This window comes from Rahnella sp. WP5 (assembly GCF_000745615.1).
GTDB classification, from domain to species: Bacteria; Pseudomonadota; Gammaproteobacteria; order Enterobacterales; family Enterobacteriaceae; genus Rahnella; species Rahnella aceris.
On the sequence record NZ_JQJR01000007.1, the window covers coordinates 385,848 to 404,233 of the forward strand.

16 protein-coding genes and 1 rRNA gene are annotated in these 18,386 nt (G+C 50.6%); 8 read left to right on the forward strand and 9 right to left on the reverse strand.

The window, feature by feature from the left end:
- Position 1 precedes the first annotated feature (1 nt).
- The 8 genes from atpB to ravA form a co-directional block, all read right to left on the reverse strand.
- On the reverse strand, positions 2–784 hold the full coding sequence (atpB, locus tag EX31_RS06125) for a F0F1 ATP synthase subunit A (protein ID WP_037033886.1): 783 nt from the start codon (positions 782–784) through the stop codon (positions 2–4).
- Positions 785–806: 22 nt separating this feature from the next.
- Entirely contained in the window at positions 807–1,205 is a 399-nt protein-coding gene (atpI, locus tag EX31_RS06130; RefSeq protein WP_013577678.1) for a F0F1 ATP synthase subunit I, read from the reverse strand.
- Between the two features lie 649 nt (positions 1,206–1,854).
- Positions 1,855–2,475 (reverse strand): 16S rRNA (guanine(527)-N(7))-methyltransferase RsmG, encoded by a 621-nt coding sequence (gene rsmG, locus EX31_RS06135; protein ID WP_037033887.1) that lies wholly within the window; start codon positions 2,473–2,475, stop codon positions 1,855–1,857.
- Positions 2,476–2,605: 130 nt separating this feature from the next.
- Positions 2,606–4,495 (reverse strand): tRNA uridine-5-carboxymethylaminomethyl(34) synthesis enzyme MnmG, encoded by a 1,890-nt coding sequence (gene mnmG, locus EX31_RS06140; RefSeq protein WP_037033888.1) that lies wholly within the window; start codon positions 4,493–4,495, stop codon positions 2,606–2,608.
- A gap of 379 nt (positions 4,496–4,874) precedes the next feature.
- Positions 4,875–5,318, reverse strand: coding sequence for an FMN-binding protein MioC (mioC, locus tag EX31_RS06145; protein WP_013577675.1), 444 nt, complete (start codon positions 5,316–5,318; stop codon positions 4,875–4,877).
- Positions 5,319–5,406: 88 nt separating this feature from the next.
- Positions 5,407–5,868 carry a transcriptional regulator AsnC gene (asnC, locus tag EX31_RS06150; protein WP_013577674.1) on the reverse strand — a complete coding sequence of 154 codons (462 nt, stop codon included), beginning with the start codon at positions 5,866–5,868 and terminating at the stop codon, positions 5,407–5,409.
- A gap of 20 nt (positions 5,869–5,888) precedes the next feature.
- Entirely contained in the window at positions 5,889–7,358 is a 1,470-nt protein-coding gene (gene viaA, locus EX31_RS06155) for an ATPase RavA stimulator ViaA (RefSeq protein ID WP_037033890.1), read from the reverse strand.
- A 2-nt stretch (positions 7,359–7,360) separates the two neighbouring features.
- The gene (ravA, locus tag EX31_RS06160; RefSeq protein ID WP_037033892.1) at positions 7,361–8,869 is read right to left on the reverse strand and encodes an ATPase RavA; all 1,509 of its coding nucleotides are present in this window, start codon (positions 8,867–8,869) and stop codon (positions 7,361–7,363) included.
- Between the two features lie 267 nt (positions 8,870–9,136).
- Here ravA and kup point away from each other — a divergent pair, with 267 nt between their 5' ends.
- The 7 genes from kup (at position 9,137) to rbsR (ending at position 17,053) form a co-directional block, all read left to right on the forward strand.
- Positions 9,137–11,005: a low affinity potassium transporter Kup gene (gene kup, locus EX31_RS06165; RefSeq protein ID WP_013577671.1), complete on the forward strand. Its 1,869-nt coding sequence runs from the start codon at positions 9,137–9,139 to the stop codon at positions 11,003–11,005.
- Between the two features lie 215 nt (positions 11,006–11,220).
- A complete protein-coding gene (rbsD, locus tag EX31_RS06170) occupies positions 11,221–11,640 on the forward strand; it encodes a D-ribose pyranase (protein WP_013577670.1) in 420 nt (139 codons plus the stop codon).
- A 7-nt stretch (positions 11,641–11,647) separates the two neighbouring features.
- A complete protein-coding gene (rbsA, locus tag EX31_RS06175; protein ID WP_013577669.1) occupies positions 11,648–13,153 on the forward strand; it encodes a ribose ABC transporter ATP-binding protein RbsA in 1,506 nt (501 codons plus the stop codon).
- Between the two features lie 6 nt (positions 13,154–13,159).
- Positions 13,160–14,131: a ribose ABC transporter permease gene (rbsC, locus tag EX31_RS06180; protein ID WP_037033893.1), complete on the forward strand. Its 972-nt coding sequence runs from the start codon at positions 13,160–13,162 to the stop codon at positions 14,129–14,131.
- Positions 14,132–14,154: 23 nt separating this feature from the next.
- On the forward strand, positions 14,155–15,045 hold the full coding sequence (rbsB, locus tag EX31_RS06185) for a ribose ABC transporter substrate-binding protein RbsB (RefSeq protein WP_013577667.1): 891 nt from the start codon (positions 14,155–14,157) through the stop codon (positions 15,043–15,045).
- 67 nt (positions 15,046–15,112) lie between these two features.
- Positions 15,113–16,042, forward strand: coding sequence for a ribokinase (rbsK, locus tag EX31_RS06190; protein WP_037033894.1), 930 nt, complete (start codon positions 15,113–15,115; stop codon positions 16,040–16,042).
- Complete coding sequence (gene rbsR, locus EX31_RS06195; RefSeq protein WP_013577665.1) at positions 16,043–17,053, forward strand: ribose operon transcriptional repressor RbsR; 1,011 nt, start codon at positions 16,043–16,045, stop codon at positions 17,051–17,053. It begins immediately after the preceding gene.
- Here the strand turns inward: rbsR and EX31_RS06200 are convergent.
- Positions 17,036–17,725 carry a FadR/GntR family transcriptional regulator gene (locus EX31_RS06200; RefSeq protein ID WP_037033895.1) on the reverse strand — a complete coding sequence of 230 codons (690 nt, stop codon included), beginning with the start codon at positions 17,723–17,725 and terminating at the stop codon, positions 17,036–17,038. The two genes, rbsR and EX31_RS06200, sit on opposite strands and share 18 nt — an antisense overlap.
- Positions 17,726–18,238: 513 nt before the next feature.
- Between EX31_RS06200 and EX31_RS06205 the strand changes: the two genes are divergently transcribed.
- Positions 18,239–18,386: ribosomal RNA gene (locus EX31_RS06205) — 16S ribosomal RNA — on the forward strand; the annotation flags it as partial.

Here is an 18,386-nt window from a genome sequence, read left to right on the forward strand (position 1 = left end):
ATCAGTGTTTTTCAGATGCCATCGAGAGATAGACAATCGTCAGAACCATGAAAATAAAGGCTTGCAGCGTAATGATCAGGATGTGGAAAATGGCCCAAGGCACATTTAGAATCCACTGTGACCACCACGGCAACAGGCCAGCAATAAGGATGAAGATCAACTCACCCGCATACATATTGCCAAACAGTCGCAGACCCAGTGAAACTGGTTTAGACAGCAGGCTGACACCTTCAAGAATCAGGTTAATCGGAATGAAAACCGGATGATTGAATGGCTGCATTGTCAGTTCTTTAATGAAACCGCCAAAGCCTTTCATCTTAATGCTATAGAAAAGAATCAGAATGAATACGCCAAGTGCCATTGACAACGTGATGTTCACGTCAGCCGTAGGAACCACACGCAACGCTGGCAGACCAAAGATGTGCTCGCCGATGAATGGCAGCAAATCGATTGGCAGCAAATCCATCAGGTTCATCATAAATACCCAGACGAAGACGGTCAGCGCGAGAGGTGCAATCACTTTGCTTTTGCCGTGATACATGTCACGCACGCTGCTGTCGACGAAACCAACGACCAGTTCAACTGCGGTTTGCAGTTTACCCGGCACACCGCTGGTGGCGTTTTTGGCTACGCGATGGAAAATAACCAGAAAGAGTACTCCGAGGAACACGGAGAAAAACATCGAATCGATGTTAATCGACCAGAATCCCGTCCCAATCTGAAGCTGAGTCAGATGGTGACCGATATACTCTTGTGGAGTAGAGATTTCTCCTGATGCAGACATGATGCCTCTTACCCTTTAGTAGTTAAGTACGGTAACTGTTAATGACGGCCGGTGCCAAAATCTGAGTCATCAACACCGATAAATAGGCCAACCCCAACGGAGCAAAAGCCGCCTTAAACAGGCCAAGTGCGATAACCATTAAGATCACCGTAACCAGCACCTTCAGCGCTTCTCCGATTGCAAAGGACCAGGCAACCCGTCCAGAGACCGTTGTTTGCGCCTGATGGCGCCATGCAAACAGCATGAACAGTACATTTGGCACCCAGGCGGCCAACCCACCCATAAGAGCCGATGTGGTCCATTCCAGGCTTTTAAAACCAAATACTGCACTGAGCAGAACAAAGGTCAATAACTGCAGTATCAACAGCTTTCTGGCAACCTTCACACTATTTGTACTGTGTAAAATACCGGATACAGACATGACGTTTGTTCTCTCCGTATCAAGTACCTAGCTGGAGGTAGACTGAATGCCGTATATCACTGCCTTTACTGTTTTGAGTCAAGCAGCAAAAACCGAGCAAATTATACGGGGCACAGGGACGAATTCAATGGATAAGTAGCGAAAAGGTGAACAATTATTTAAATTTTCCCCTTCACGACTATTTTGACAACCAAACTATAGCTGAATTTGCCCTTTTTGGTTTGATACGGTTATTTCATCACCCGACAAAGAAGCGTGCACTGGATCACATAATTAACTCAGGACACTTTATATACCCTGCACTGTTTGAATGTCTTTAGCTAATCAGGCCTTTTAAAATCTTTATAAATCAATTTGTTAATAAAACACTGTTCGTTAAACAATCTTCTTTAAAAATAACCACGATTTATTGACACAACAACCCAACAAATAACAACATTTTCATTACAAGTTCAATATCAGCCGGTTGATGACCGTTCAATTTCAAAAGTGACTATTACAGTCCGGATTAAAATAAAAACATCTCTGAAATGCTATCAGTCTGTAAAAAAGCGGTGATTGAGTGTTTGTCACCGCTATATAATTAGCCTGCTCATTTTAACTGCAATAACTCATGCGCTTTTTAAATATTTTTTGATAAAACGCAACTTTAGTTTGAGCGAAGAATGACGAGATGCCGTTCCCCGTCAAGTTCTGGTACCTGCAGTTTTATGACCGATTCCAGAGTGATACCTTCCGGCAATACCGCCATTTCATCATCAGGGCTCACCCCTTTTAAGGCGTAAAAACGCCCCTGCCCTTTTTGTGGCAGGTGATGGCACCAGGAAAGCATATCCTGCAGGGACGCAAAAGCACGGCTGATCACCCCATCAAACAACGGGTCTGGCTCAAACTCTTCCACACGACTTTGTACCGGTTCGATATTTTTCAGCCCCAGTTCATGCTGAACCTGACGCAGGAAGCGTACGCGCTTACCCAGGCTGTCCAGCAGCGTAAAGTGTGAATCAGGGCGAACGATGGCGAGAGGAATTCCCGGTAAACCAGGGCCTGTGCCTACGTCGATGAAACGGCTGCCCTGCAGATGCTCATTTACTACGATGCTGTCCATGATATGGCGTACCAGCATCTGCATCGGGTCACGGACAGACGTCAGGTTATAGGCTTTGTTCCACTTATGCAGCAGTTCCACATAGCCAATCAGTTGCTGTTTTTGCTGATCGGGTAACGCTATTCCTGCCGCAGCAAGCAGCGAGTCCAGTTTCTTTTGCACAGTGAATCCTCAGAAAGAGTCGATATTCCGGGAACAGCCCGGTTGAGAAATGATAAAACACTCAGAAAGATGGGAAAAGTAAGAACTGACCGCCGCTTTGTTTTCAAAGGGCGGTCATAAGAGAGGTGAGTTATGCGCTACGGCGCAGTAAGCCTTGTTTTTTAAGCCAGATCAGCAAGATCGAGATAGCTGCCGGCGTAATACCTGAGATCCGCGATGCCTGACCAATGGAGGTCGGCTTGTGATCGTTAAGCTTGGCGATCACTTCATTGGAAAGACCATTAACCTGGCGGTAATCAAGATCAACCGGCAGCACAGTGTTTTCGTTACGCTGCTGTTTTTCGATCTCTTCCTGCTGACGGGCGATGTAGCCTTCATATTTGATCTGAATTTCAACCTGTTCTGCTGCCTGCACATCAGGAACAGAAGGTGCGAACGGAGAAAGACGGGTAATCAGCTCATAGGTTATTTCAGGACGACGAAGCAGTTCTTCTGCGCTGGCTTCTTTAGAAAGCGGAGCAGAAAGATGTGCATTAATCTCTTCAACCTGCGCGTGATGAGGGTTCACCCAGATACCACGCAGACGCTGACGTTCCTGTTCGATCATTTCCAGTTTTTCGTTGAACCGCGCCCAACGGGCATCGTCAACCAGACCTAATTCACGGCCTTTTTCTGTCAGGCGTAAATCGGCATTGTCTTCGCGCAGCATCAGTCGATATTCAGCGCGTGATGTAAACATCCGGTACGGTTCTTTGGTGCCCAGCGTACACAGGTCATCAACCAGCACACCGAGATAAGCTTGATCGCGACGTGGCGCCCAGCCCTCTTCTTCGCTGGCACTACGGGCAGCATTCATGCCGGCAAGTAAGCCCTGTGCAGCGGCTTCTTCGTAACCCGTCGTACCGTTGATTTGTCCGGCAAAGAACAAACCGGCGATAAATTTACTTTCCAGCGTCGGTTTCAAATCACGCGGATCGAAGAAATCGTATTCAATTGCATAACCCGGACGAACGATAACGGCATTTTCCATCCCCTGCATAGACCGGACGATCTGCATCTGCACATCGAATGGCAGGCTGGTGGAAATTCCGTTTGGATAAACTTCATTGCTGGTCAGGCCTTCCGGTTCAAGGAAGATCTGATGAGAATTGCGATCGGCAAAACGCATGACTTTATCTTCGATCGACGGGCAGTAACGCGGGCCGATCCCTTCGATGATCCCGGCATACATCGGGCTGCGATCCAGATTATTGCGGATCACGTCATGGGTTTTTTCGTTGGTATAGGTCATGTAACACGGGATCTGGCGCGGATGTTGCGACACGTTGCCCATGAACGAGAATACCGGTGCCGGATTATCACCATGCTGTTGTGCCAGAACACTGAAATCAATGGTCCGGGCATCAATACGCGGAGGTGTACCGGTTTTAAGACGGTTAACGCGTAAAGGCAATTCACGCAAACGCTGAGACAAAGAGATCGCCGGAGGATCCCCTGCACGGCCACCGCTGTAGTTTTCCAGACCGATGTGGATCTTTCCGTCCAGGAAGGTGCCGACAGTCAGTACTACCGCTTTAGCGCGGAATTTCAGCCCCATTTTGGTCACAGCACCGACCACACGATCGTTTTCGACGATCAGGTCTTCAACAGGTTGCTGGAAGATCATCAGGTTTGGCTGGTTTTCCAGGGCGGTACGGACGGCCTGACGGTACAGAACGCGGTCAGCTTGAGCACGTGTTGCCCTTACTGCCGGGCCTTTGCTTGCGTTTAGTATCCTAAACTGAATACCCGCATGATCGATAGCCGTAGCCATCAGTCCGCCCAATGCGTCCACTTCTTTTACCAGATGTCCTTTCCCGATCCCGCCAATTGCCGGGTTACACGACATCTGTCCCAGCGTGTCGATATTGTGGGTTAATAATAAGGTCTGACGTCCCATGCGTGCAGAAGCCATTGCGGCTTCAGTACCTGCATGACCACCACCTATGATGATGACGTCAAATTGATCCGGATAAAACATGCGACTGCACCTCGGCGTTCAAGCGAACTTTCTTTGTATGGCGTTGGGAGGAGGGATTCTACTCAAGTTTTGAGCTTCCACAAGTCCCCGGGGATCTTCACTAATTAAAAGAAGATCTTTTTTATTTAAAGATCTCTTATTAATACTTCTATTAGGATCGCGATCCTCTGTGCATAAGTCTTTTTTGTTTATGAAGATCAGTATGCTAAGAAGGATCGAATGCTGTGAATGATCGGTGATCCTGGACAGTATAAGCTGGGATCAGAAGTGAGAGTTATGCACAGCATGAAAAACGTACAGGAGTTGTTAGAGGGATAACTACGGGTTTTACCCTGCTTTTAAGCATAGTTATCCACATCTGATCGCCTGAAATTTACACTTATTTGATCAAATTAATCCAGTTGATCACCCAAACCTCGGCCGGATCCTCAGGAATTTCGTGTTGAGTGACGTCGATCTCAAGACGATCACCGATCCGTTTCGCCCCTAATGACGTCAGTTTTTGATCCAGAGAACTGATCGCGCCACAGAAGGTGTCATATTCACTGCTGCCTAAACCTAATGCGCCAAAGCGTACTTTTGACAGATCGGGTTGCTGATCTTCCAGCTGCTCCATAAAAGGTTGCAGGTTATCAGGCAGCTCACCAGCACCGTGTGTCGAGCACACGATCAGCCAGATACCTTCCTGCGGAACTTCGTACAGTTCCGGACCATGGAACATCTGAGTGGAAAAACCGGCTTCTTCCAGTTTCTCAGCCACGTGTTCTGCTACATATTCGGCACTGCCAAGCGTACTGCCACTGATCAGGGTAATGTCAGACATGATGCTCTCACCCGGGAAAAGGAGGCTATTGTACGCTGTGAATGAGCTGGGATCTACCTGTGGATAATAGGGGTATAGAAATCAGTGCTCAGGGCTGGATGGTACGTGTGATGGGGTTCTGCAGGGAGATCAGCGTCTCGGTCGACTGGATCTCGTCAATTGTCTGGATCTTGTTGATAAGTACGTGCTGAAGGGAATCAATCGAGCGGCACATGATCTTAATGAAAATGCTGTAATGCCCGGTGGTGTAATAGGCTTCGACCACTTCTTCTATACTTTCGAGCTTTTTCAGTGCCGACGGATAATCCTTGGCACTTTTCAAAATGATGCCAATAAAACAGCATACGTCGTAACCCAGCTGTTTAGGATTGACGGTAATATGCGCGCCGGTAATGATGCCCGCTTGTTTCATTTTTTCTACGCGGACGTGGATCGTCCCCGGGCTGACGGTGAACACTTTTGCCAGTTCAGCATATGGTGTACGGGCATTATCCATCAGGGCGTTCAGGATCCCGCGATCCAGCTCGTCGAGCTGATAAATTTCAGTCATGATTATCTTTCTCTTTAGGCTTAATTTCTCTGCCAGCGTCGCTGTACGCGGCTTTTCATGCCGGTATCGAAGCGCCAGATATGATCGAAAATGCGCAGGATGCCGGGCTTGCCATAGTGCGACATTGCCAGGGCATGAAAGCGGTGGTGTTTTTCCCGTTGCAACGCCCTGACCTTCTTTTGTACTTCATCTGGCAACCGCTGGGCGATAAAGTCCGAGATCACCACGGCATCAGCATCCTCCCACTGCGGAGAAGCGAGTTTATCCAGTGTGGCATTCAGACAGGCGGCCAGATCGGTACCACCACGAAAATGCTGCCCCAGAAAGCGCAGCGCCTGATCCAGGCCGCCGTTGGAGGTCAGTTCATAATGGATCACTTCACTGGCAAACAACATGATGTAACATCGGCGGTTATCAGCCAGTGCGATTTTCAGTAACGCCAGACAGAACGCTTTGGCGCACTGTTCGTTAAATCCCCCCATCGAACCGGATGTATCGACGCAGACGACAAAAGGCCCACGCGGTTGCGGTTCCTGTTGCTGATAGACCACAGGCCGTTTGACCACTTTCTCGCGCCAGACGTCCCCTTGCAGGCGATATGTCATCAGACGCTTTTCCAGCAAACGGCGGTAAAATTCGTATTCCAGCTCAGGCAGCCCCAGCGTCACCAGCTCCGTCGGCATCAGGCGCAAAATATCATCGCTCTGATGAATGCCATTCACTTCTTCCGGCACCGTTGCAGGTTCGCGCACCATCAGCCGGTGAGTTTCCATTTTTGCATCTTCATGCGGACTGGTTTTGACCGTCTGGCTGCGGCCCAGTTGTTTTGCCAGATGCATCAGCTCAGGCTGCTGCTGAAGAAAAGCGCCGAACCGCGCCAGCGACTGAATATCACCCCGCAGACGCTTCCCTTTACTCATATCCCACAACCGGCCTGCTGCCGTATCGTTCTCCGCTAATAAAGGAGAGAGCTCGCTGCTGAGCTGCAGTCTTTGCAGCAATTCTTCCTGCAACTGCTCCTGTTCTTGTTCGAGTAACTGATGATGAACGTTCACCGTTTGGAAGGTCAGGTTCAGGCGCCAGCGCTGGAGGAACAAGGTATGAAAGCTGTTGCCGGTTTTCGCCGTCCGTGAGGTTTCATTATTCTCCTTTAAGGTGCGGGCTTCCGTGGCAAAGGGAGAGCTGAGTTGCTCCAGTTCATCGATGAGGGAAGGCAGTCCGGACTGAAAAGCCGTGGCGTCGATCTGCTGGCAATGCTGATAAAGATAGAATTCTTTCGCCAGCTCTTGGGGAACCGGCGTTTCGTGGATCCTCTGGCGAAGGCGCAATTTCCATTCTGGGAGATCTTTGGTCAGGGCACGCTTGAGACGGGGAAATTTCTCGAAGAACACCGTCAGCGCAGGCGCAGCCAGCAAGCCGACGAGCAGTTCTTCAATCAGTTCGGCTTCGCTGATGGCCAGCAGAAGATCCAGTGACTCGAGACTGAACATGATCAGTGACCACTGAATGTCTGTTGCTGATGACGCAACTGTTCAGCCACCTGAAGCAGGCTGGCTTCTATTTTTGCCATCCATTCTGCCGGAACAAACAGACAGTTTTGCTGCTGGCTGAATTCATGTCTCTGCTGCGCCAGTTTTGCGGTCAGGTCACTCAGCGTATTTTTCATTTCGTCGGGAACGGCAATATGCTCATGGCCCGGCAGCGTCAGCGGCGTGCTCTGACGGCTGACATCCAGCACCAGAAGTTGTTGTTTGTCATCGATTTCCAGATCCACGGTTTGTACAAAACCAATCCCGTTGAGTTTGGCTTTCAGTACGCCTCCTTTATTTAGCCACTCTTCCAGGATGATGCGTTCGAATAACAGGTGTGTGACTTTTATTTCATGCAGGTGTAAAGGCGTTTGCAATAACAGGGTCAGGTTGGTGGTGTTAAGTGATTCAGGCAGGCTGTACTGTGGCTTGCGGCTGAAAATGCCGGCCTTCTTACTCAGTTTGATTGACTGACGCGAACTCTGTTGCTGCTGATGTTGCATCCATTGCTGATTCAGCTGCTGAATTTTCATCAGCAGTGTCTGCTGCTGATAAGCCTGTTCGGTGATCAGTTGCTCAATCTGGGTTTGCAGCAGGTTATAAGTATTAAGGTCATGCCATAAACAGTCTTTCAGCAGGATCAGATCCACCTGCGTGATCGCTTTTCTGCCACTGAAAAATGCGCAGGCCTGCAACAGGCGCAGGGCTTTTTTCCAGCGACGGTCAGAGACATAAGGTGCCGTATCCAGGGCATCAAGGCGCTGGCGCAGCTGGAAGATCAGTTCAAAGCAGCTGTCTGAAAGATTGACTTTGTCGATCTCCGGCTGCCATTGTTGGTATTCTTCATCGCTGATACTCAGGGACTCTGCCACCGGATTGGCGTTTTCATTGTTCCGGCTGGTCAGCAGTGAGCGAAAATTTTGCTTATCCTGCACTTTATCCAACCACAGACGGATCAGCATGCGGTCGTACAGCGCTTCGAGGCCACCATCGGCTTCGGGTAATTCGTTGGACGCACTGACCAGCAGACGCATCGGAATAGGTTCTTCTCGTTCGCCATTACGGAAGCGGCGTTCGTTGATGGCGGTGAGCAATGTATTGAGGATGGCCGGGCCTGCTTTCCAGATTTCATCAAGGAAGACAATTTCAGCTTCCGGCAAGTAACCTTCGGTCAGACGCAGATAGCGGCCTTCATCTTTCAGAGCCTGAATCGAGAGCGGACCAAAGACTTCTTCCGGCGTGGAAAAGCGCGTCATAAGATATTCAAAAGCGCGCGCATGTCGGAACGCAAATTTCAGGCGCCGGGCAATCAGGCTTTTTGCAATACCCGGCGGGCCGAGCAGAAAAACGCTTTCGCCGCACAGGGCTGCCAGCAGGCAAAGTCTTATGGCATCCTGCCGCTCGTACAGGCCATGTTCTAATGCGTTAGCAAGACGGGCGATCCGTTCTGCCAGAAGGGGAGATTGCGCCATACTGTCTCTTCCGGTTTCCATTGAGTTGTTGAATAGTGTACTGGCTAATAGCGATATGCCACGTTTATTTTTGTCGTTATAGCTTGTTGATTACTAAAAATTTTCTATTATCAGAAATGTGACCCCGTTCATATGAACGCCGGTTTAGCTGCACATTTAAGGGTAGGCAATCCAATTTATTCGTGCATACTGTGCGCCTTTTAGTGGGCATCATAAGATCGAGCGCACTCATCGCTTACGGATGTTCGAGCAAAAAAGAAACGAAATATGAGCACTGAACATAAACGGTCACTCCCAGCAGTAACCCTGGCCGCCATTGGTGTGGTCTATGGCGACATTGGTACCAGTCCTCTCTACACCTTAAGAGAGTGTTTTTCTGGTCACTATGGTTTCAACGTTGAACCCAGCGTCGTTTTTGGTTTTCTCTCTCTGATTTTCTGGATGTTAATCCTCATTGTTTCGCTCAAGTACCTCACTTACGTGATGCGGGCGGACAACGCAGGCGAAGGCGGTATTCTGACGCTGATGTCTCTGGCGGGCAGAAACACCTCGGCACGCACCACTGCCGTTTTGGTTATTCTCGGCCTGATCGGCGGAAGTTTCTTCTATGGTGAAGTGGTGATCACTCCGGCTATTTCTGTTCTTTCCGCGATGGAAGGTTTGGAAATCGCAGCACCTTCACTCGATCCTTATATCGTCCCTTTATCTATTACTGTCCTGACGCTGCTTTTCATTATTCAGAAACACGGCACCGGCATCGTGGGCAAACTGTTTGCGCCGGTGATGTTGTTGTGGTTCCTGACGCTGGCTGTTCTCGGCGTGAACAGCATCATGCAGAACCCTGAAGTACTTCGCGCCATGAACCCGATGTGGGCGGTTAACTTCTTTATCGAGCATAAGTCGTTTTCCTTCCTGGCACTTGGCGCGGTCGTTCTGTCGATTACCGGCGTGGAAGCGCTGTATGCGGATATGGGCCACTTCGGGAAATTCCCGATCCGTCTGGCCTGGTTCACCGTGGTGCTGCCTTCTCTGGTGCTGAACTACTTCGGTCAGGGCGCATTGCTGCTCAAAGATCCGGAGTCGATTAAGAACCCGTTCTTTCTGCTGGCGCCTGACTGGGCTTTGATCCCGTTACTGGTGCTGGCAACACTCGCGACCATTATTGCCTCTCAGGCGGTGATTTCCGGCGTGTTTTCCCTGACGCGTCAGGCTGTGCGTTTAGGCTATCTACCGCCAATGCGCATCATCCACACTTCAGAAATGGAAGCGGGCCAGATTTACATCCCGGCCATTAACTGGTTGCTTTACTTTGCGGTGGTTATCGTTATCGCCAGCTTCGAGCATTCGAGCAATCTGGCAGCGGCATACGGTATCGCAGTGACCGGTACGATGGTGCTGACCAGTATTCTTTCCTGTACGGTGGCACTCAAAAACTGGCACTGGAAACCTTTCCTGGTCGGGCTTTTGCTGATCGGTCTGCTGTTTATGGATATCCCGCTGTTCGCGGCGAACGCTACTAAACTGTTCTCCGGCGGTTGGTTGCCGCTGACGCTGGGTTTGGGCATGTTTATCGTTATGACGACCTGGAAAAGCGAGCGCTTCCGCCTTATGCGCCGCATGAACGAGCATGGGAATTCCCTGGAAGCGATGATCGCCTCTCTGGAGAAATCCCCGCCGGTGCGTGTTCCGGGTACGGCTGTGTATATGTCGCGCGCCATCAACGTCATTCCGTTTGCGTTGCTGCACAATCTCAAACACAACAAAGTGTTGCATGAGCGTGTGGTACTGCTGACGTTACGCACCGAAGATGCGCCTTATGTACATAACGTCCGGCGCGTCACCATCGAACAGCTTTCGCCGACGTTCTGGCGTGTGGTCGCCAGCTACGGATTTAAAGAAACGCCGAACGTGGAGGAAGTGTTCCACCGTTGCGGTCTGGAAGGATTGCCGTGCCGGATGATGGAAACGTCATTCTTTATGTCGCACGAATCACTGATCCTGACCAAGCGCCCCTGGTATCTCTACTTCCGTGGCAAACTCTTTATGGCGCTCAGCCGCAACGCCTTACGTGCGCCGGATCAGTTTGAAATTCCGCCGAACCGCGTAATCGAACTCGGTACGCAGGTAGAAATCTGATCCTCATTTCTACTGCTCGCAGGGCACCTTCGGGTGCCCTGTTTTATTTTCGCTTTCTCCTTTCTGAAACGACTAACTCAAATTTCCCTGCGGTTTCTTAATTATTCAGCGAAACGTTTCGACGCTGATCACAATTCCATCATAACTCCGTTGCGATGGCCGGGGATCTTTATAAACTCATTGGTGAGCGAAACGTTTCGCTGTAGGAGTTCACAATGAAGAAGTCACCGCTGTTAAATGCCGAAATCTCACATGTTATTGCCCGGTTAGGTCACACCGATCAGCTGGTTATTGGCGATGCCGGACTTCCGGTGCCAGCAGCTTGCCAACGCATCGATCTGGCCCTGACCCAGGGAGTTCCCACCTTTTTACAAGTCTTAGAGGTAGTGACACATGAGATGCAGGTTGAGCGGGCTATCCTCGCCGAGGAAATCCTCACTAAAAATCCTCAACTCCATGAAGCGTTGCTCGCCCAATTGACACAACTCGAACAACACCAGGGAAACACCATTGCTTTGGATTACGTCAGTCATGAGTCATTCAAAGCACAAAGCGAAAAAAGTCGGGCTGTGATCCGCAGCGGGGAATGTTCGCCTTATGCGAACGTTATTCTGTGTGCCGGCGTAACCTTCTGAGGCCTTTATGCAACCTTTGCTGCAACTAACAGGCATTGATAAAGCCTTTCCCGGCGTAAAAGCACTTTCCGGCGCGGCGCTCAGCGTCTATCCGGGACGTGTAATGGCGCTGGTGGGAGAAAACGGCGCGGGCAAGTCCACCATGATGAAAGTGCTGACCGGCATCTATCAGAAAGATGCCGGCTCAGTGCATTTTCTTGGCAAGGAAGCGGTTTTCAGTGGCCCTAAAGCCTCTCAGGAAGCCGGGATTGGTATCATTCATCAGGAATTGAACCTGATCCCGCAACTGACGATTGCTGAAAATATCTTCCTGGGTCGTGAGTTTGTGAACGGTTTTGGCCGCATCAACTGGAAAAAGATGTATGCCGAGGCCGATAAACTGCTGGCGCGCCTGAATCTGCGTTACAAAAGCGACCGGCTGGTAGGCGATTTATCCATCGGCGACCAGCAGATGGTCGAAATTGCCAAAGTGCTGAGCTTTGAATCCAAAGTCATCATTATGGATGAACCGACGGATGCCCTGACCGATACCGAAACCGCTTCTTTATTTAACGTGATCCGGGAACTGAAAGCCGCCGGTTGCGGTGTGGTGTATATCTCCCACCGCATGAAAGAAATTTTCGAAATCTGCGACGACGTGACGGTGTTCCGTGACGGGCAGTTCATCGCCGAGCGGCCGGTCAGTTCGCTTGAAGAAGACACGCTGATTGAAATGATGGTGGGCCGTCGCCTCGAAGAGCAATACCCGCGCATTAATCATGAACGCGGTGCGCTGCGTTTGCAGGTACGCGATGTCAGCGGGCCGGGCGTGGATAACGTCAGCTTTGATCTGTACAGCGGCGAAATTCTGGGGATTTCCGGTCTGATGGGCGCAGGCCGTACCGAACTGATGAAAATTCTCTACGGAGCCTTACCGCGTAAAAGTGGTTATGTGGCGCTTGATGGTCGCGAAGTGGTGACACACTCACCGCAGGACGGGCTGGCAAACGGCATTGTTTATATCTCTGAAGACCGCAAGCGCGATGGCTTAGTTCTGGGCATGTCAGTGAAAGAAAACATGTCGCTGACGGCGCTGCGTTATTTCAGCCACGCTGGCGGACGTCTTAAACATGCGGAAGAACAGCAGGCTGTCGGCGATTTCATCCGCCTCTTCAATATCAAAACGCCGTCGATGATGCAGACCATCGGCCTGCTTTCCGGCGGTAATCAGCAAAAAGTGGCAATTGCCCGTGGATTAATGACGCGGCCGAAAGTCCTGATCCTCGATGAACCGACGCGCGGCGTTGACGTTGGTGCCAAGAAAGAGATTTACCAGCTTATAAACCAGTTCAAGCGCGAAGGGCTGAGTATCATTTTGGTTTCCTCAGAAATGCCGGAAGTGATCGGTATGAGTGACCGGGTTTTGGTGATGCATGAAGGCCATTTAAGCGGTGAATTCCCGATAGAACAGGCTACGCAGGAAGTGTTGATGGCTGCCGCTGTCGGCAAGCAATACGGCGTGACGCAGGAGTAATCAGATATGAGTTCTCAGACATTGCCAGCCAAAAAGCGCTGGATCAGTAAAGAGTGGTTGTTGGAGCAAAAGTCTCTGATTGCGCTGCTGGTGTTGATTGCCGTGGTCTCTTCCATGAGCCCGAATTTCTTTACGGTCAATAACCTGTTTAACATCCTTCAGCAAACATCCGTTAACGCCATTATGGCCGTCGGCATGACACTGGTGATCCTGACGTCCGGGATCGATTTATCCGTCGGCTCTTTGCTGGCGCTGACCGGCGCCGTTGCCGCCTCGATTGTCGGGCTGGAAGTGAATGCGTTTGTTGCCGTTTGCGCCGCGCTGGCGTTAGGTGCGGCTGTGGGTGGCGTCACCGGAATGATTGTGGCCAAAGGGAAAGTCCAGGCGTTTATCGCTACGCTGGTCATGATGTTGCTGCTGCGCGGTATTACGATGGTGTACACCAACGGCAGCCCGATCAGTACCGGCTTTAATGATGTCGCTGATGTTTTTGGCTGGTTTGGTATCGGTCGCCCGCTGGGTATCCCGACACCCGTCTGGCTGATGGCTGTGGTGTTTATTGCGGCATGGTACATGCTGCATCACACCCGGCTGGGGCGCTATATCTACGCGCTGGGCGGTAACGAATCCGCTACGCGTCTGTCAGGTATCAGCGTCGATAAAGTCAAAATTATCGTCTACTCCCTGTGTGGTTTGTTAGCCGCTCTGGCCAGTATCATCGAAGTGGCGCGCTTATCTTCTGCGCAGCCCAACGCAGGTACGGGTTATGAGCTGGATGCGATTGCCGCAGTGGTATTAGGGGGAACCAGCCTGTCCGGGGGTAAAGGACGCATTGTTGGAACGCTGATCGGTGCATTGATCCTTGGCTTCCTGAATAACGGTTTGAACTTATTAGGTGTTTCTTCCTACTACCAGATGATCGTAAAAGCAGTTGTCATCCTGCTGGCGGTTCTGGTGGATAACAAAAGCAACAAATAAACTCTCCTACAGGACTTATGACCATGAATATGAAAAAACTGGCTGTCTGGGTTTCCGCCGCAGCTATCACCGCTTCTTTCAGTGCTAACGTTCTGGCGAAAGACACCATTGCGCTGGTCGTTTCCACGCTGAACAATCCGTTCTTCGTCTCCATGAAAGACGGCGCGCAAAAAGAAGCGGACAAACTGGGTTATAACCTGGTGGTTCTTGATTCTCAGAACAACCCGGCGAAAGAGCTGGCAAACGTTCAGGACCTGACGGTTCGTGGCACCAAGCTGATGCTGATCAACCCGACGGATTCTGATGCGGTAGGCAATGCCGTTGCGATGGCAAACCAGGCGAAAATCCCGGTGATCACCCTTGACCGTCAGGCTACTAAGGGTGTTGTCGCCAGCCACGTCGCGTCTGATAACGCCTTCGGGGGGAAAATGGCCGGTGATTACATCGCCAAAAAACTGGGCGAAAACGCTAAAGTCATTGAACTCGAAGGTATCGCCGGGACGTCGGTTGCCCGTGAACGCGGTAAAGGTTTCGCTCAGGCCGCTGAAAAACACCATTTCCAGATCCTCGCCAGCCAGCCTGCTGACTTCGACCGCACCAAGGGCCTGAACGTCATGCAGAATCTGCTGACTGCGCATCAGGACGTGCAGGCCGTGTTCGCTCAGAATGACGAAATGGCGCTCGGTGCATTGCGCGCCCTGCAGACTGCCGGTAAAACGGATGTGCTGGTCGTTGGCTTTGATGGCACCGACGACGGTATCAAAGCCGTTAACAGCGGCAAAATGGGCGCGACTGTGGCACAGCGTCCTGAACAAATCGGTGTGATCGGCGTTCAGACTGCAGATAAAGTACTCAAAGGCGAGAAAGTGCCGGCTGTTATCCCTGTTGATTTGAAACTGGTTGCTCAGCCGTAATACTCTTTTTATCGATGCTGTAACTGCGCCTCCTGATGGAGGCGCTATTTGACTCAGGGATCTCCACATGAAAACCGGCAAACTGGTGGTACTCGGCAGTATCAACGCTGACCACATTCTGAATATCAACCACTTCCCGCAACCGGGCGAAACGGTTATCGGTAAGCAATACACCGTAGCCTTTGGCGGTAAAGGGGCGAATCAGGCTGTTGCAGCCGGTCGCAGTGGCGCTGATATTTCTTTTATTGCCTGTGTGGGAGATGACGATATTGGCGAACGAGTTCGCAAACAGCTGGCCAGTGACCATATTGATACGCACCCCATCGAAGCTATTAAAGACACCACCACTGGCGTAGCGCTGATTTTCGTGAATGCGGAAGGTGAGAATGTTATTGGCATAGATGCGGGGGCAAATAAAGCCGTCACGCCTGAATATCTTGATCGCTATAAACAGCAGGTCATTGGTGCTTCTGCTTTATTAATGCAACTTGAATCTCCGCTTGAAACGGTGATCGCGGCATCGAAGATCGCTAAAGACAACGGTACGCAGGTGATCCTTAATCCGGCTCCGGCCTGTGAATTGCCCGATGAATTGCTGGCACGGGTGGATATAATCACCCCGAACGAAACTGAAGCTGAAAAGCTGACGGGAATTAAAGTCGACAGTAATGAAGATGCCGCTCGCGCCGCAAACGCTTTGCATGACAAAGGCATCACGACTGTCATCATTACGCTGGGCAGTAAAGGCGTCTGGCTTAGCCAGAACGGAGACGGAAAGTTAGTGGCGGGGTTCCGTGTAAAAGCCGTCGATACGATAGCAGCAGGTGATACCTTTAACGGCGCGTTAGTCACAGCCCTGCTGGAAGGCAAACCGATGGACAGCGCAGTACGATTCGCACACGCCGCAGCAGCGATTGCCGTGACGCGTCCTGGCGCACAACCTTCCGTCCCGTGGCGCAAAGAAATAGACGATTTCCTCGCACAACAGGAGGCCTGATTGGCCACCATGAAAGATGTCGCCCGCCTCGCGGGCGTTTCAACCTCTACAGTTTCCCATGTGATCAACAAGAATCGTTTTGTCAGTGAATCCATCGCTGAGAAAGTGAATGCTGCCGTTGAACAACTCAATTACGCGCCTTCCGCCTTGGCCCGCAGCCTTAAGCTGAATCAGACACGCACCCTCGGCATGTTACTGACCGCCAGCAGTAACCCTTTCTATTCGGAAGTGGTGCGTGGGGTGGAGCGTAGTTGTTATGAACGCGGCTACAGCCTCATTTTATGTAATACCGATAATGACGCCGAACGTATGAACCGCAGCCTGGAAACGCTGTTGCAAAAGCGGGTCGACGGACTGCTGATCATGTGCACCGAAAACCACCGACCCTCGAAAGACGTTATCAGCCGTTATCCGTCACTGCCGATTGTGATGATGGACTGGTCACCGTTTGATGGCGCTATAGATATTATTCAGGATAACGCACTGCTGGGCGGCGAAATGGCGACGGAGTTTTTAATCCGTCAGGGATATCATCGCATCGCCTGCATTACCGGCCCGTTGGATAAAACCACCGCACAGGAACGGCTGAGTGGATATCGTCAGGCCATGGAAAAAGCCGGTTTGAAGATTTTACCTGGTTATGAGGTGTGTAGTGATTTTGAATTTGAAGGCGGATTAGCCGCAATGCAGCAGTTGCTGGCGCTGCCCGAACCGCCGCATGCGGTTTTCGCCAGTAACGATGCGATGGCTGTTGGCGTATATCAGGCACTTTATCAGCGTGGATTGCGTGTTCCCGATGATGTAGCCGTGATGGGGTACGATGATATCCAGCTGGCGCAATATATGATGCCGCCGCTGACAACAATCCATCAGCCTAAAGACTCACTGGGAGAACTGGCGGTTGATGCATTACTGCATCGGTTGCAAGACCCGGCTTCAGAGCCTCAGATTTTAGTGCTCACCCCAGAGCTGGTAGTCCGTCAGTCTGTGGGATCATTCATCAGCAAGTAACAGGCTCTGGCATTCCATAAGTGCGGCATTGGCATCACCGGCCAGAATGGCATCCGTCAGCCGCTGGTGATGTTCCAGTTTAATCACTTCATTGCCTGTAATTGCCCGAAAATAGCTCTGATACACTGAACTGAATAAATTCGCAAAAGAGGTCAGAAAAGGATTTTTCCCCGCTTCATAGATTAGCTGGTGAAACTGCGTATCTACCGTTATCCAGTGTTCCCGATCAAAGCTGTTATGCAACTGTCGCATTTCATACATATATAGAGAGAGCTGATGCTTTTGCTCTTTACTGGCAGCGAGTGCGGCTAACGCACAAGCCTGAGGTTCGAGTGCTTTGCGTAAAACAATAAAATGCGCCATCACCTGATCGAAGTTTTCACGGGTCATCCACCAGGTCAGCAATTCCTGATCGAGAAAGTTCCAGCTCGATTGTGGCATTACCCGGGTACCAATACGCGGACGGGGTAAAAGCATTCCCTTAGCCGCCAGCGTTTTTACTGCTTCACGTACGGCCGTCCGGCTGACACCAAAAATCTCTCCTAACTCATTCTCGCCAGGAAGAATAGCCCCTTCCGGATACTCCCCAGACAAAACGCGTTGTGCAATTTTCTCCGCCAGCAGGTAAGAAAGGTTACGTTGAGCCGCCTGTTGATGTGCATTAAGTAGCATGTAAGGTATTCCTGAATGTCTTTCTCTTAATTATGAAGGAGAGTCTACTCCAGCCTCTGGCTTGAAACTGGTGTGTTTTTAGCGAAAAACGACCGGTATTTGTCCATTTTGGACGAAATTGACGGATTAATGAACGGTTGGTAAAAAAAGTGAAATTAGGGGTTGCGGCCTTCTGAGAACTCCCTATAATGCGCCTCCACTGACCGGGAACAACGACTGACAAGTCGCCCGGACGGGAAGAGAAAAAGAAGAATGTTCGAATGAATAATCTCTTGACTCTTCAGCGGGAAAACGTAATATACGCCTCCCGCGCCGCATAAGATTCCTTGCGAACCGCGGCATGCTCTTTAACAATTTATCAGACAATCTGTGTGGGCACTCACAAGACGATATCAGCCACTTCGGTGGCAAAAAATATCAAGTCTTAGAGTGACCAAGCAGTAATTCATTTAGTTGAATTATTACGAAGTAATCTCTGAGCACCGCTTCACTTGTTGAAGCAAATCGAACTTTTAATTGAAGAGTTTGATCATGGCTCAGATTGAACGCTGGCGGCAGGCCTAACACATGCAAGTCGAGCGGCAGCGGGAAGTAGCTTGCTACTTTGCCGGCGAGCGGCGGACGGGTGAGTAATGTCTGGGAAACTGCCTGATGGAGGGGG

Excerpts from the sequence above, each read along its gene's own strand:
- EX31_RS06200 (WP_037033895.1), bottom strand. The coding sequence starts at position 17,725 with ATGCTACTTAATGCACATCAACAGGCGGCTCAACGTAACCTTTCTTAC.
- rbsA (WP_013577669.1), top strand. The coding sequence starts at position 11,648 with ATGCAACCTTTGCTGCAACTAACAGGCATTGATAAAGCCTTTCCCGGC.
- mioC (WP_013577675.1), bottom strand. The coding sequence starts at position 5,318 with ATGTCTGACATTACCCTGATCAGTGGCAGTACGCTTGGCAGTGCCGAA.
- rbsC (WP_037033893.1), top strand. The coding sequence starts at position 13,160 with ATGAGTTCTCAGACATTGCCAGCCAAAAAGCGCTGGATCAGTAAAGAG.
- atpI (WP_013577678.1), bottom strand. The coding sequence starts at position 1,205 with ATGTCTGTATCCGGTATTTTACACAGTACAAATAGTGTGAAGGTTGCC.
- atpB (WP_037033886.1), bottom strand. The coding sequence starts at position 784 with ATGTCTGCATCAGGAGAAATCTCTACTCCACAAGAGTATATCGGTCAC.
- rbsB (WP_013577667.1), top strand. The coding sequence starts at position 14,155 with ATGAATATGAAAAAACTGGCTGTCTGGGTTTCCGCCGCAGCTATCACC.
- viaA (WP_037033890.1), bottom strand. The coding sequence starts at position 7,358 with ATGTTCAGTCTCGAGTCACTGGATCTTCTGCTGGCCATCAGCGAAGCC.
- rbsK (WP_037033894.1), top strand. The coding sequence starts at position 15,113 with ATGAAAACCGGCAAACTGGTGGTACTCGGCAGTATCAACGCTGACCAC.
- kup (WP_013577671.1), top strand. The coding sequence starts at position 9,137 with ATGAGCACTGAACATAAACGGTCACTCCCAGCAGTAACCCTGGCCGCC.
- ravA (WP_037033892.1), bottom strand. The coding sequence starts at position 8,869 with ATGGCGCAATCTCCCCTTCTGGCAGAACGGATCGCCCGTCTTGCTAAC.
- mnmG (WP_037033888.1), bottom strand. The coding sequence starts at position 4,495 with ATGTTTTATCCGGATCAATTTGACGTCATCATCATAGGTGGTGGTCAT.
- asnC (WP_013577674.1), bottom strand. The coding sequence starts at position 5,868 with ATGACTGAAATTTATCAGCTCGACGAGCTGGATCGCGGGATCCTGAAC.
- rbsD (WP_013577670.1), top strand. The coding sequence starts at position 11,221 with ATGAAGAAGTCACCGCTGTTAAATGCCGAAATCTCACATGTTATTGCC.